We start from the raw sequence: 12690 nt of genomic DNA on the forward strand, positions 1-12690 counted from the left end.
TTTATTCAACTGCTTCATTTGATAATCAGAATTTTCTGAATTTTGTTGTGGGAATTGCATGAGACAAGAAAAAAGCACAGGTATGTGATAACCTGTGCTTCTTAATGAAGAAACTAATGATTATTCCGGCAGTAGAATTTTAATTAGTTCTTGAAGTTGTGCTGCCGCCCGTTGTCTTTCGTCAGCGGGAGTATTTGGATTGAGCAGCTTAGTTACGAGTTTTAGAGCTTGTTCTCTGTTCATTGCTGTTGAATTTGAATTGATTGAATGCATAACGTACAGATAGCCATACAGCTTTCTTTTCTGCATTTTGAATATTGTGTTGATAAAGGCTCATCGTTGACTCACTTTTTTTATCTTATTGTTGAAATCAAATTTAATAATTTTACAAGAGAATTTTTTATCTTGATTAGCAATAATCTTTTTCTTGTAATTGGTTAGCGTTTCAATTACAGCATCTATGCAGTTTTCTCTGATAGAACCTATTGTTGATTCTGCTGTCCCTATGTAAACTCCGTTCATATCAAAAATGGCGGATTCTCCCTCTATATGAATGAAACCTGACTTATTGTCTATAATGCGGCATTGCGAAGGGATAATTCGTTCTACATATTCCTTCATAGCTCGCCTCCTTTTCCATTAAATGTAATATTGACTGTGCCTCCATTGGCGTGGATTACAATACCTCTGTGCGATTTATTCACTCGGAGACGTTCGTTACCTTCTGCTACTTCAAGGCAAATGTTGGAAAGGGCTTTCTGAAGTTTTTCTACGGATATATAGCGTCCGTTTGCGCTTTGGTTTTTCTTTTTCATTTTGGAAGACAATTTAAAATGAAACAATATGTTGATTAATTGAAGGAGAGGGAATAAAAAAGTTCCGCTCCCCGTTGTCTTCCACCTGATTCAGGCAGTGGGCGCATTAACGCTCCACACGGGACGGAACTATATTTTATACTATGGACATAAAAAATGCCCGCAGCAATTATGGCGAGCCTACTCGCCTGAACCAAATGGAAGACATTGCAAAGATGGTGATTCTTTTTGAATAGACAAAATGAATATGATTTTTTTTGAGTTTGAAATAATCTATGTGTTGATATGGTATGTAATTGAGATGGCTAAAGAATTACATGGTAATAGAAAAGCGATTCATTAAGAAATCTTGGTTCGTTCCATATCTGTTTCCCTTTCGTTCCACCTAGGTCGAACGAAAGGGAAACCATTGTTGACTTTAAGTTCCACTATAGTGGAACGAATTGGTTACTGTGAATGGGGATGGAAGTATTAGCTGGTGCAATGATTGTTTATTGTTATTTGGGGCTTATATAAGATCTACGATGTTGATTCATATTCTTTTTTTGAAAATTAATTTGCAATATTGCAAATTAATTTGTATATTTGCAACGATAAAATAAGATTTGAGATGATATTATCTAATAAATTGTTGTTAAGTGACTTTGTAAGGAAGCATTCGCAGGCGGTTAAACCGTTGAATGCTTGGGTTGAGAAGGTGGCGGAAGCTGTCTGGCAAAGTCATAATGATGTGAAAGCCACATTTCCTTCGGCAGACTACGTGAAGAATGGTAGATATGTGTTTAATATAGGAGGGAACAAATATAGGATTGTGGCTGTTGTATTATTCATCGGTGGAGTAATGGAACTAAGGTTTGTAGGTACTCACGAGGAATATGATAAAATAGATTGCTCGGAGATTTGACTCTCCGAGCAGTTAGTTGAATTGGACTAACCAACTTAATAAAAATAATTATGGCAGACAAAAACATCAACTGTATCACAACACGAGAACAGTATGATGAAATACGTTCTCGTATGGATGTATTAATTAAAGAAGCAACAAAAAAAGGATTGCTGGAGCCGGGAGAAGATAATGAATATGTTCGTGAAATATCCCGTCTTGCTAAACTAAGCGCAGAATATGAAGATAATTATTTGAATATTCTGCCTTTGAGAGTGAAAAATCCGCTTATTCAATGTATGGAAGACTATTTTTATAGTCGAAATTTAAAACGTAAGGATGCAGCGGAATTATTGGGGGTAAATGAGTCTGTATTTAGTCAAATAATGAATGGAAAAAGAAAAATTTCTGTGTCGTTGGCTAAAAAGTTATATACAGACCTTAATATTGATGCAAATTTGATTATTCAAAATTTGTAATAAATAAAATGATTCAATTAAAGGTAGGCTTATCAAGCCTACCTTTTTTATTTATTGTTTAAGAAGAATATACCACCAGTACTTGTTCCCGGTAGAGTGAAATAGAAGTTCATACCTAGCCATAACGTATCAAAGGCATCTGTAATGTGTGTTTTGTATTCGTCTGGATTGTCGGGAGTATCGGGTGTTCCTTCAGGCGTTTTATCTTTTTCAAATCCGTTCTTTCCTTGTTTAATTCCAGTCTGTTCCATTGCGATCTTCAAAAACTCATTTTGATACAGGTTTATTTGGATCCAAAGGAATTGCGGATCTCCTTTCAAGGTTAGGTCGATATTCAGATGTTTCCATTCATGTTTAGGAGCTTGGCCGACATATACCATTGTAACTTTATATCCGTTTTCTTTGAATACACGTTCGATGATATCTGCGTAAGTTTCGGTTGATGATCCGGATTCCCAAGTAAAAGTGTGGTCATAATAGACCACTACATCACGGTTTAGTTTTGGTCGGTAGTAATCGGCTATCATTTTGACTAGATCCTGTAGTTTGCTTGGTGTTTTGACATAAAAAGATTTGAGTACACGCATAGTATGATTATCCAACTGGCCGATAATAGCTGTCGATATGGAGGCATTGGAGTCGAATGCCAGATGCAGTTCTTTAGAGAAGTCAAGATCACCGTCGCCTAGACAGCCGCAAGCTGTTAATTTACTCCAGTTACTGCCAAGATCCCGGAGCCGTCCATTATCACCGGGTGTGTAGAAATGAATATTATCATCTAAAGCTGAATAGAACCCGTTTTGCACCCGGAATAAACGTTCATTCATAAATGCTGTACGCCAAATAAGAGGTGGAGAGTTGCGATACATTTGCCAGATGAAATCTTCTCCGAGTACTTCCAGGTTATCAAACACGTCATATTCACCATAGAAAACTGTATATTCTTTAGTCTTCCCCTGTTGTGGCTTAATAGGTGGTTGATATTTTCGTGCCAAGTCTAAATCATGCTGGTATTCTTTAATCATGCGCACCACATGGTCTGTCAGTGGCTTACGTTTATATTCCTGCACTTTTTTATATAGGTTTCGGATCAGGTTGATATGTGCCAGCGACATTTCATCTATCTTATCCAAGATCCATTTCCCCATTGAAGCGGTAGGCATATCTGTAGAGTAGCTGACGCTGTGATGGTGAGGACAGTCTCCAAAATATTGCCGGTTACCACGATTGGCGGGATCTACTTCGCTCTTTATTTTTTCGTAATTGAGGAACTTTGCTTCAGGGCCTATCACCCAATCAAGTGACATAGAATTTGCAGACATTCCCTGGTTAAAGGAAAGAATCACCATGACGGTACCATTCCAAAAATGGAAAGCATTATTCCAACCATCAGCTAATACTGGACGTACTGGTTTGCCGAATCCCATGCTTTCCGGAGCTTTGTGACCAACAACATAATGAATGCCTTGTATGTATCCCCATTCGGCAAGTGCTTTGCAAATGGCCGGCAGTGTATTTCCCCAAGCTTTTGCATAGCTGGGAGAGATAAGTCCACCCAAAGAACCTGGCATTTCCCACACATTCCGTAGGATGATGCGTGCATCAATTCCTTCCGATTTACCGGTACCACGTGATGCGACTATATATTCGTCATGTGCGTTGATGGCCATTGCCTGTCGTTGCATTCTATTAAAGAATTTGTCTACGACTTCATTCTGCTTTCTTCTTAGTTCATAGGCGGATAGAACAGGAGAGATTTGCGTGTTCATTCTTCTTCCTCCTCTTCAATGGGATGAGTGTCCACTGCTTTCTTGTTTAACATTCCTTTAAACATACTGCGCATTCTTATTCGTTCTTCTTCAAGATTCTCTATCGGTTCGAGCCCCTCCAGTAATGTGACATCATCTGAAGGTTCAAAGGATGGAGGTACCAGTTGCGAGTAATCGAATTTTTCATCTTCCTTGTCAGAACGTGTATATTTGCCTATTTTATCCAATGCAGCAGCAGCTCCCTTTGCATCTTCTTTGTCCATTGCCATATTAAAAGCCTTTTTTCCACCTTCGACAATCATATACCGGTACCAGGCTTTGGCTGCAAGTTGTATGTTTCCTACTAGGCGGTTAATCATGCCTATGTCACGGTAGGCTTGCGATTGGGAGACCGGTTCCGTATTTCCTCCACAGCCGTGTAGTAGAAAGTTAACCAGTTCTGTATCTGGAATTAGTGGCTCTTCCATTTTTTTGCTTACGCACAACATCATACGTTTCTTAATCTCCATTTCTCTGGGTGAAAGGAGAGTTGTTGCTTCATCTTTGTCTTTGAATAAAGCACGTTCAATTCGTTCGTATGTGGGATCTTTCTTTGGCATTATTCATTAATACTTTGTTCTTTCATGTATTTATCGGCCAGTGGTTCAGCTGCAGGACTGCCGGCGATAGCTAGTTTGATGACTGTTTTCCGGAGGTTGAGCTTGGTCTGAAGTCTTCCCTGGTGATAAGCAGTATAGATAGGCGAACTATGATGATTTTTGCAAATATCACAGAAGAAGTCCCGTTGGTCAACTGGGATATTCAATAAAATGGCAATTTCCCCCGGTGGTAAGAGGGCGGAAGACATTTCTTTTATCTGTTGCAGAACTTCTTCGGATAAGGTCATCATTCTAATATATCATAGCGAATGGCATTTTCATACGCTTGGTTAAACATTTGTGAGAAGTATTCGTAATGTTTTCCGGAGGTAAAATAGAAACCATTTTCCCATCGGTGGTTTTGATTAAGGTTTGCAGATCCGGCAATCCCGAATTTATGTTGCCTATTCTCGACTAATAATAGTTTGGCATGACATGAATCAATTCGGATGGACGGACTAATATTTGAGGCAAACAGTAATAGATCGAGTTTATGACGTTTTACTGTCATATCCAGTAGAAGTGTCAGGCTTTCTATTTTTCTTTCGTCAGCGAGAAAAAAAAGAGGGCGTAGGCTATCTTCAGAGATACTGAATGTCATGATCTTCACTTTTGCTGGGCCGATCGCAGATAAAAGAGAGGGCAATACTTCATGTATTGCCCAGTCTCCCTTGTGCATAAACGGTTCAATAGAATCTGGACACAATGCAAGTGGAAAGTTATCCTGAAATCTTTTCACCTTGTGTTAGTGCTATTTCAGCCTCCAATGTGGCAAGTTCTGTCTGATACTTCTCAATACGGTCTAAAGCATTTTGCATAACGGTTTGTTTTCCATCTTTTTGAGCACGGTCAGCAGCTGCTTTACTGTTGGATATGTTGTTCTTCAAACGTTTGATTTGACGGGCTATTTCAATACCACGCACAATGCTGTATTCACTGAATTCCGGTCTCTTTTCTTCTAATTGCAGATTTCCTTTTCCTTCAGCCCAGGAGTCAATCTGTTTCCATAATTTGCGTCGTTCGTCGTCGAGCTTGCATAGTTCTTCAGCTATCGGTTGTCGTTCTTCTACAGGAAGTTCCGGATTTGCGACATCATTATGCAGGCTTGCATATAATGGGGCGATCTCCTTGATACGATTGTAGGCCTTGCGAATGGATGGATTGAGTGACTCTTCGGTAATGATTTTAACGCCTGGTGTACTTAAGGCGTTGATCTCATTACGTAGTTCTGTGAGTTCAGACATTTTTTCTTCGAATTGTTCCTGAAGGGAGACTAATTCTTCCGCATGATTTTCATTGTCGCTTTCTAGTTCGTCAACGCGAGATTGGATATCAGTGATTATTGTCTCCAGATTGATCATTTCCAGTTTCTTGCTTTCGATCGCTTCTTTCCGTTCGTCATCACTCATCGTTTTTACTACGATTATTTCCTCCATTGCTGCCGGGTAGATAGCAGGAGAAAATTTGATTTCCTTGTCAATCTTCGTGAGACTATTGACGAGTTGTGTAAAATGTGGATCGAAGATATGTGGAGCTTCTGGAGCTTTTGCAAAATAAGCAGAGAACCTTTTCTTGGCTGGTTCCTTTGCGAGTGCCTCGAAAAGAACTATACCGTCAGCGTATTTGCGCTGACGGTCGCCTAACCATTGAGTCAATTGTTCTTGTCTGGTCATAATTATTCACTTGGAGATGGTGCGGGTTTTAATCCTGCTATGACTTCCATGTCAATTGGTGTTTGTAGGAAGATGGCTGAATAATTGGAGTCTACGGTAGCTGTGTAAGTGGTACCACGACGATCGGCTCTTGCTTTACCTCCGTTGAAAGATGGTCCGGTGGTTGCATACAAGCCGGGTTGCCCCAGGATCATTTGTTTGCCATCTGCATCTTCAAAGATATAATATCCTGGAGTGTTTTTGATTAGTGCATTGAATGCGTGCATTCCTGGAGTATTGCCAGGGAAAAAGAAACCGAGCGTACATTTATAGCTGATACCGTCGGCTTCTCCTTGCTGTTCTGCTTTATATTCAACGGTTGCTTCGGTACTGTATAGGTAAATAGGTTGTTTGTAAGTTCCTTCAGCTGGAAACGTAAATGATCCGGCTGCCGTTATTAATTCTTCGTTACTGGTTGCTTTTGATGGATCCGGTACGGTTGGCACTGTCTCAGGAGCATTAAAAGGAACAAAAAGCAACATTCCCTTATAACCTCCCATGTTGTTTTGACCAACTTCCCATTTTAATGGAGCGAATGCGGGACTGGCAGCCATCATGATTAAAGTATCTCCATTGAGATGGCACGTCTGCGAATGCAGTTCGGGGACTGTAATAACCAAAGCTACAAATAAAACGCAGAGAATCAAATAAATGTATTTTTTCATTTGTATAAAAGTTTAGAATAAATAAATAGGAGTGGCCAAACATGACCACTCTTTAGTTATTGAAGATTAAGAGTAGGTTCCGGTTGCGGTTACCACTTCTCCCGCTACTACTGTTACTTGTTTGTTAGCCGGTTTGTTTTTACCGTCCACAGCATTGAATTCAATAGTATAATTGCCAGGAGCCAGTCCCAAAATACATTGTCCATTAGTGCGGCTGGCTGCTTTCCCTTGAATGCTCCAAGTGCCGTTGTCGGCTCCGGTAATATCCACTTGAATAGCTCCGGTTTTACAATAATCACCGGCCAAATCAAGTGATTCATTCTTTTGCTCATTACAGCGGAAGGCCTTTTCATGCCAGTCACGAATACGAGTGTCATATCCGGTTTGTAACCAGAATTGCCATTCGTTCGGATCTTCGTAGATATCGCGGATTTGGCAGAATTTGGTTGCTGCCTGTGTGTTGAATGCGACGTCCATATTTCCTTTCTTTTGTAATACCAGACGTGAACCTTGTCCAAGTGCTTCATGAGATACGATTTCCAATGCTGGACACATTGCATCTTCACGGAGCAATTCAATCATGCGTTGCATGGATGGATATTCCTGCATACGTAGTTTGTTGCGCAAAGCTGCACGTGCTGCTTTCAATACTGTTTCCGCACATTGTAATTGAGGAATACCTGACTTGGATGAACGCAGGTATGTATTTGCTCCTCCAATCCATTCAACTAGATTTTCGTATGCTGCATAGTCTGTGTCAGATGTCGGGGTAACAAAAAGACCTGATTGGGCGAAGTTGCCGCGAGCTGCGTTAACATCACCACCGGTAATCAGCATATCGATCTTAGTGAAGAGACCGTCAAATGCTCCGGACGGTGAGGAAGAGTCTTCGTCACGTTCGGCATGATAGAGTACATATACGACATCTTCAATGTGTGATTTTACTAACGTGAAAGCAACACGCGTTTCCAGTGGATGTTTTTTGTTAATGTTGCTAACCGGTTCGCCTCCTACAATCAGTAGTTCACCGTCATCATACTTTTGAGAGTTTTCCTTAGTGATGCAGACTACATCTTTGGGTTCGATAACTGAAGGTTCATAGCCAAGCAGTTTGTCAGTAAGGCGGAAATCCTTTCCAATTTTGTAAGACTGGGTACCACCGGCACGACGACGTTCATTGATCAATGCGTGTTTGCCTTGCAGATCCATGACATTTAGTCCCAGTATAGCTGCTACTTCCTGCAAAGTTGCGAAAGGAAGAGCACGAAGACCCTTGTCATAAGTGACAAGAGCTTGGTTTAATTTAGATACGTCTATTAATTTGGGAGTAGACATGATTTTTAATAGTTAAGGGTGTGGTTACTAAAATTAAAGGAGACCGTCTTGCTTCAGACGTTCGGTGATGGCCTGATAATCTCCGGGATTTTTTTCGCAGAAGGTGGATAAATCATCCTTAGTCTCACTTGCTCCTGGTTCTGATTGCGGAGAGAGTCCGTTAGATCCGGGTGCAGGAACTTGCTTCAGGTTGTTTACCTGTTCTTTAAGTTGGGTGATTTCATCATCCTTCTGGGTACTTTCATTTTTGAGTTGCAAAATCTCCTGATCTTTGCTTTCTATGCTTGATTTCAGGGTTTTGATTTCTGTGACAGAAGATGCAAACTTTTCATCTACGTCTTTCTTTGCCTCTACCAGTGAAGTGTGTTCACTCTTCAAACGATTGAATTCACCATGTAATGAATCCAATCTTTCTGCTGATAACTCGGTATTTTCTGCATCTTCCTTATTGATTTTGAGAAAAGAGAGAAAAGCCGGCCATGTTGCTTTGAGATTCATTTTATTTTTAGATGTATGATTGGATAATTCTGGCACGATATGCGTGTCCATACCCGCTGCCAGGAGAACGGATGTGGAACGGTCATAAAGACGAACGGCATTGGAGTTGGCGGGAATATCTACAATCGATGCTTCTCTCAACTCGCATTCAGTGACAGTTTCTCTGGTTTGACCAGGTAACAGAACATCTTTGTTTGCTGATGTAGCTATGATTTTAATACCCACACTTGCGGCATTGAAAGTCCCTGCTTCGTATTTTGCGGCAATTTCTTTTGATAAATCATCAACTTTGTCAAAAATAGGAATGGCAGAAAGTTCGTCACCGTTAAGTTGTATATCCTCCCAATGGCCGATAGCTTTGTAGTCCCCCCAATAGGGTGAACCTTCATCGCGGAAATGCATATATAGCATGATAGGGTTCTTCTTAAATGCTTCGATTGACATTCCGGAAGTAAGAACCCGATAGCCGTAGCAGTTGAGTGATGAATCAGAAAGAATAATACGTTTTTGGCTCATTGCACTTATTTTGGTGCAATGATACATTTATTGAGAAGCCTATGGAAGGACGGATTACAGGCTGTAATACTGTAAAAGAGGATATTGTGAAGTCCCTGATAATTTGAGTTCATATCCTGTAAAATCAGTGACTTTTTTGCCGATAACCTTGGTTAGTTCTCCGAATAGTAAATATGTGCCGGTTCCGTATATATATTTGTCTCCGGCAGGATCCTGACAACGCAAAATGCACCCTTCTGTTATTCTGTTACGTAAATCATTTGCTGCTTCAGGAGCAAACAATGTTTGGGGAAGTTTAATTGCTGCTGAATGTTTATATGTAATTCCTGCCGCTGATTCGTTCGAGGTAACAGTAGGAGATTCAATGATACCCACTGTAGGGAGACGATGCCAGTCATGTCCCTTTATAATTTGGATACATGCTGTATTCTGATGAACAGCAAATAGGGATATTTCATTTTTGTATAGGATATCAGCGAATAATATGCCTCCCATATTGTTGATTTCTCTCATAATTTATTGATTTTCAATTAGTACACATTTTTAGAACACTTTTCGAACAAAAAAGGGACATTTAACTACACTTGCTAGGTTATTTTTTTAGGCGATTATAGCCCCTTTTTTTCTCTTTCCGACGAATATCAGCTCTCCATCGGTAGTAGTTCTTCTTGAACGCATCTTCCGTGATGGAGTCAATCCCATACATTGTCATGAAATTATGTATTCCATTAATGTATGTAATTCCGTAGCTGTGTTTCTGCTCGTCCAGGAAATCATGTACTTCTGCCCACAACATCCGGTCGATTTTTCTAACAAGAATAACTTGTGAGCGTTTTCCTAAATAGTTGTAGGTCTTGGGATTTTTGCCTGTACTGCGTTCTGGAAGATAAATCTCAAGATTACCCTGATCAATAGGCGGTATATTGATTGGGCGGCGTTCAAGCAGATCATAGATTATGTGATAGATATCAGTCTTGTCTGGGAAATGAATCGGAGAGTCCTGCATATTACAGAACTTTCCGATCAGATACTCCTTAAGATGTGGGGGAACTTCAATCTTAGTAGTAATCATATAAATCATAGTGGTTTAGGTGTGGAGCTAATATACAAAAAAAGAACTGAATAATACTTCTTTGGCAATAAAAAATGTGTTTAATTCAAATACCCCTTTGTGAATGCGTACTATTTTTTTGTGCAATAGTACATTACTTCCTTAAATATTCATATTATCCATTGAATATCAACTTGTTATTTCCGTACAAAATGCTGTACTTTTCAGTACGAAATTATAATGCTCCGTACAAAATAAGATTTTGTGCACTTTTGTACGGATTGTACGGTTTCGTACAAAAATCGTGCATCGTATAAATATTTGATTATTAATGTAATAAATAACGAAAATACAGGGCTTGCACGAAAGCACAAAATTTTCTACTATTTTTAGATAGGGTATTTTTAAGAAAGAAATAAAAAATAAAAATAATATATATATGCCCTTTTCAACGTTTCTCGCCTTCCCATGCACGTTTGTCCAAAACGTTTTTGATAGAATGAAGGGGAGGCGAGGGGAGCGAAAAAAGAAAACCCGGTACGCTGAAGCGCACCGGGAAATAATACTATCGCGTATATAACAGAAATGTCTCGACTTATGTTAACGCAAGTCATCAGGATAAAACACTTGAGAAATCAGTTCGTATTCACGAGGTAGAGATTTGACACCTACAACTACGCAAATCCCTTTTGCTGCAAGCTCATATAGTCTCTGTGTCGTGATGATAGAACCGCGAAAGTTGTAATTGCTGCATAATACGAAATATGCAGTTGATAGGTCAATGGAATAGATGTCCTTGCGTATGATCTTCTTTCCATCTGAAGGTACTTTTGCAAATCCTAAACGAACAGCCAGGCGCGACATGAGTTGTTCTCGGTCATCTGCAGTCGGTGCGATGATAACCATTATTTTATTCTCTTTTTTTATCGTCATAATGTTGCGTGTTAAAGCGGAATTTTGTATATTTACAGAGTAATAAATTGGGATAATCTACTCATCTGCGATTTGAGTAGAAGTGAGGCTTAGTTGTAGCCGGTACCATTTTCGGCACATGTCGAATTGCATTATAATCATCAGAAAACTCCAGAAAACCCTCTAAGCTGTTCTTTCGAATCATTTCTTCCATCATATACATAGTCGCTATTTTTATGAATAAATCGCGTGATGCCGGCTTGCAATGTTCGTCAATACGAATGCTATCACCTTCAGGAATAGCGGCCAGAATGTTATTGACTGCATGGTAAAATCGCATAAATCGATCCGGGTTCTTATGGAAGATAGGCATGACTTCATCTAATACATCTTTATAACTCTGCATTTTCATATCTGTATTGTTTTATGCAATTAATATTTCTCTCCATTCGATAGATAAGTAGCCGGGTTCTGGGGCTGGTCCGTACCATGCAAGATACCATTTGCCATATTTATTGGCTCGCCACATTTTACCCTCATACTTTCCGGTCGGTATGGTATAAGAATACTCCGGCAACCCTTTAAAAGTTTGTTCGCTCATGAGTGCATGAGTTTTATCCAACTCAATGTAACGTCTATGCGGTTGTTTCCAACTTTGCCCTGACGGGTCGGTGATTGGCGGTATTATTTGTTCTCCATTCATTTCTATTTTGTTTTACGCTAATTAATAATTCGATAATGAGATGTACTTACCTGGTAAATTGCAGTTTTGAAGAAGTTTATCACATTCTTTACCGTAAGCAATCAAGACGGAACCACATCCCGGACGATCCCCCTTTGTACCATCTGGACGAAAAAAGTAAATACGATCACAAAGAAATTTGATAGAGGCTGCTCGATTGAAGACGTCTTCAAAGAACATCTTATTATCACATCGAGCGTAAAGAAGAGCAATTCCGTTTCCATGATCGGCCAATCGACGAACAAAATGCTTAATGATAGGATTGGTATAAGGCGGATTAAGGAATACTCTACCTTCCCAAACCTTAGATAAACCGTCTATTTCTTTGGTAAAACATTTGTTAGCCGTATGCCATTCTATAAATGGTGCACATGGATCTAAATCAAACTTACCACCTAAAGCCTCTATAATATATTGGGGAGTATACCATTCTGTTGTAGCGGATTTGCCTCCCTTCTCCGCTGTTTGAAAACTGACATTCATTTCTATCTTTGTTTTATTCATAAGATATCTCTGTGAGAAGCATACATGTGTAGCCATTTCTCTGACCAGTCAATTGTGCTTATCATCCAACCATACGGGATTTCTATATGTGGATTATCAGGATAATAAGCGTACCAGTGTATACTTATCTCACTTTCATGTTGTACTACTTCAAAGTCTCTTATTTGGCAC

Annotated in this window: 19 protein-coding genes; 2 read left to right on the forward strand and 17 right to left on the reverse strand. The window is 39.6% G+C overall.

Annotated elements, in window-relative coordinates:
• Positions 1-120 precede the first annotated feature (120 nt).
• The 3 genes from HMPREF9009_RS25800 to HMPREF9009_RS12435 are packed head-to-tail and all read right to left on the reverse strand — an operon-like array spanning position 121 to position 815.
• Positions 121-309 (reverse strand): hypothetical protein, encoded by a 189-nt coding sequence (locus tag HMPREF9009_RS25800; protein ID WP_118219903.1) that lies wholly within the window; start codon positions 307-309, stop codon positions 121-123.
• A 24-nt stretch (positions 310-333) separates the two neighbouring features.
• A complete protein-coding gene (locus tag HMPREF9009_RS12430) occupies positions 334-621 on the reverse strand; it encodes a hypothetical protein (RefSeq protein ID WP_049702386.1) in 288 nt (95 codons plus the stop codon).
• Positions 618-815 (reverse strand): hypothetical protein, encoded by a 198-nt coding sequence (locus tag HMPREF9009_RS12435; protein ID WP_049702387.1) that lies wholly within the window; start codon positions 813-815, stop codon positions 618-620. The genes HMPREF9009_RS12430 and HMPREF9009_RS12435 overlap by 4 nt, the downstream gene beginning before the upstream one ends.
• A gap of 610 nt (positions 816-1425) precedes the next feature.
• On the opposite strand from HMPREF9009_RS12435, the gene HMPREF9009_RS12440 reads away from it, so the two are divergent.
• Positions 1426-1719, forward strand: coding sequence for a type II toxin-antitoxin system HigB family toxin (locus HMPREF9009_RS12440; RefSeq protein WP_049703307.1), 294 nt, complete (start codon positions 1426-1428; stop codon positions 1717-1719).
• A 50-nt stretch (positions 1720-1769) separates the two neighbouring features.
• Positions 1770-2177, forward strand: a complete 408-nt coding sequence (locus tag HMPREF9009_RS12445; protein ID WP_049702388.1) for a helix-turn-helix domain-containing protein — start codon at positions 1770-1772, stop codon at positions 2175-2177.
• A 47-nt stretch (positions 2178-2224) separates the two neighbouring features.
• Here HMPREF9009_RS12445 and HMPREF9009_RS12450 read toward each other — a convergent pair whose 3' ends face one another.
• The 14 genes from HMPREF9009_RS12450 to HMPREF9009_RS12515 all read right to left on the reverse strand — a co-directional run bounded on the left by HMPREF9009_RS12450 (position 2225) and on the right by HMPREF9009_RS12515 (position 12519).
• Positions 2225-3946, reverse strand: a complete 1722-nt coding sequence (locus tag HMPREF9009_RS12450; RefSeq protein ID WP_049702389.1) for a hypothetical protein — start codon at positions 3944-3946, stop codon at positions 2225-2227.
• On the reverse strand, positions 3943-4545 hold the full coding sequence (locus tag HMPREF9009_RS12455) for a hypothetical protein (protein WP_049702390.1): 603 nt from the start codon (positions 4543-4545) through the stop codon (positions 3943-3945). Before HMPREF9009_RS12455 ends, HMPREF9009_RS12450 begins: the two co-directional genes overlap by 4 nt.
• On the reverse strand, positions 4545-4835 hold the full coding sequence (locus HMPREF9009_RS12460) for a hypothetical protein (RefSeq protein WP_225474027.1): 291 nt from the start codon (positions 4833-4835) through the stop codon (positions 4545-4547). Before HMPREF9009_RS12460 ends, HMPREF9009_RS12455 begins: the two co-directional genes overlap by 1 nt.
• On the reverse strand, positions 4832-5323 hold the full coding sequence (locus HMPREF9009_RS12465; RefSeq protein WP_225474029.1) for a phospholipase D-like domain-containing protein: 492 nt from the start codon (positions 5321-5323) through the stop codon (positions 4832-4834). The genes HMPREF9009_RS12460 and HMPREF9009_RS12465 overlap by 4 nt, the downstream gene beginning before the upstream one ends.
• On the reverse strand, positions 5304-6257 hold the full coding sequence (locus tag HMPREF9009_RS12470) for a hypothetical protein (protein WP_049702392.1): 954 nt from the start codon (positions 6255-6257) through the stop codon (positions 5304-5306). Before HMPREF9009_RS12470 ends, HMPREF9009_RS12465 begins: the two co-directional genes overlap by 20 nt.
• 2 nt (positions 6258-6259) lie before the next feature.
• Complete coding sequence (locus HMPREF9009_RS12475) at positions 6260-6961, reverse strand: hypothetical protein (RefSeq protein WP_049702393.1); 702 nt, start codon at positions 6959-6961, stop codon at positions 6260-6262.
• Positions 6962-7027: 66 nt separating this feature from the next.
• A complete protein-coding gene (locus tag HMPREF9009_RS12480; RefSeq protein WP_049702394.1) occupies positions 7028-8296 on the reverse strand; it encodes a hypothetical protein in 1269 nt (422 codons plus the stop codon).
• A gap of 33 nt (positions 8297-8329) precedes the next feature.
• A complete protein-coding gene (locus HMPREF9009_RS12485) occupies positions 8330-9310 on the reverse strand; it encodes a hypothetical protein (protein ID WP_049702395.1) in 981 nt (326 codons plus the stop codon).
• Positions 9311-9364: 54 nt separating this feature from the next.
• Entirely contained in the window at positions 9365-9823 is a 459-nt protein-coding gene (locus tag HMPREF9009_RS12490) for a hypothetical protein (protein WP_049702396.1), read from the reverse strand.
• A 79-nt stretch (positions 9824-9902) separates the two neighbouring features.
• Positions 9903-10382: a hypothetical protein gene (locus HMPREF9009_RS12495; protein ID WP_049703309.1), complete on the reverse strand. Its 480-nt coding sequence runs from the start codon at positions 10380-10382 to the stop codon at positions 9903-9905.
• Positions 10383-10961: 579 nt separating this feature from the next.
• Complete coding sequence (locus tag HMPREF9009_RS12500; protein ID WP_049702397.1) at positions 10962-11294, reverse strand: hypothetical protein; 333 nt, start codon at positions 11292-11294, stop codon at positions 10962-10964.
• Positions 11295-11355: 61 nt separating this feature from the next.
• A complete protein-coding gene (locus HMPREF9009_RS12505; protein ID WP_049702398.1) occupies positions 11356-11685 on the reverse strand; it encodes a hypothetical protein in 330 nt (109 codons plus the stop codon).
• A gap of 12 nt (positions 11686-11697) precedes the next feature.
• Positions 11698-11976: a hypothetical protein gene (locus HMPREF9009_RS12510; protein ID WP_049702399.1), complete on the reverse strand. Its 279-nt coding sequence runs from the start codon at positions 11974-11976 to the stop codon at positions 11698-11700.
• Positions 11977-11997: 21 nt separating this feature from the next.
• The gene (locus HMPREF9009_RS12515) at positions 11998-12519 is read right to left on the reverse strand and encodes a DNA N-6-adenine-methyltransferase (RefSeq protein ID WP_162487428.1); all 522 of its coding nucleotides are present in this window, start codon (positions 12517-12519) and stop codon (positions 11998-12000) included.
• Between the last annotated feature and the right edge of the window lie 171 nt (positions 12520-12690).

Origin of the sequence: Bacteroides sp. 3_1_13, from assembly GCF_001185845.1 — a bacterium.
GTDB lineage: Bacteria > Bacteroidota > Bacteroidia > Bacteroidales > Bacteroidaceae > Bacteroides > Bacteroides xylanisolvens.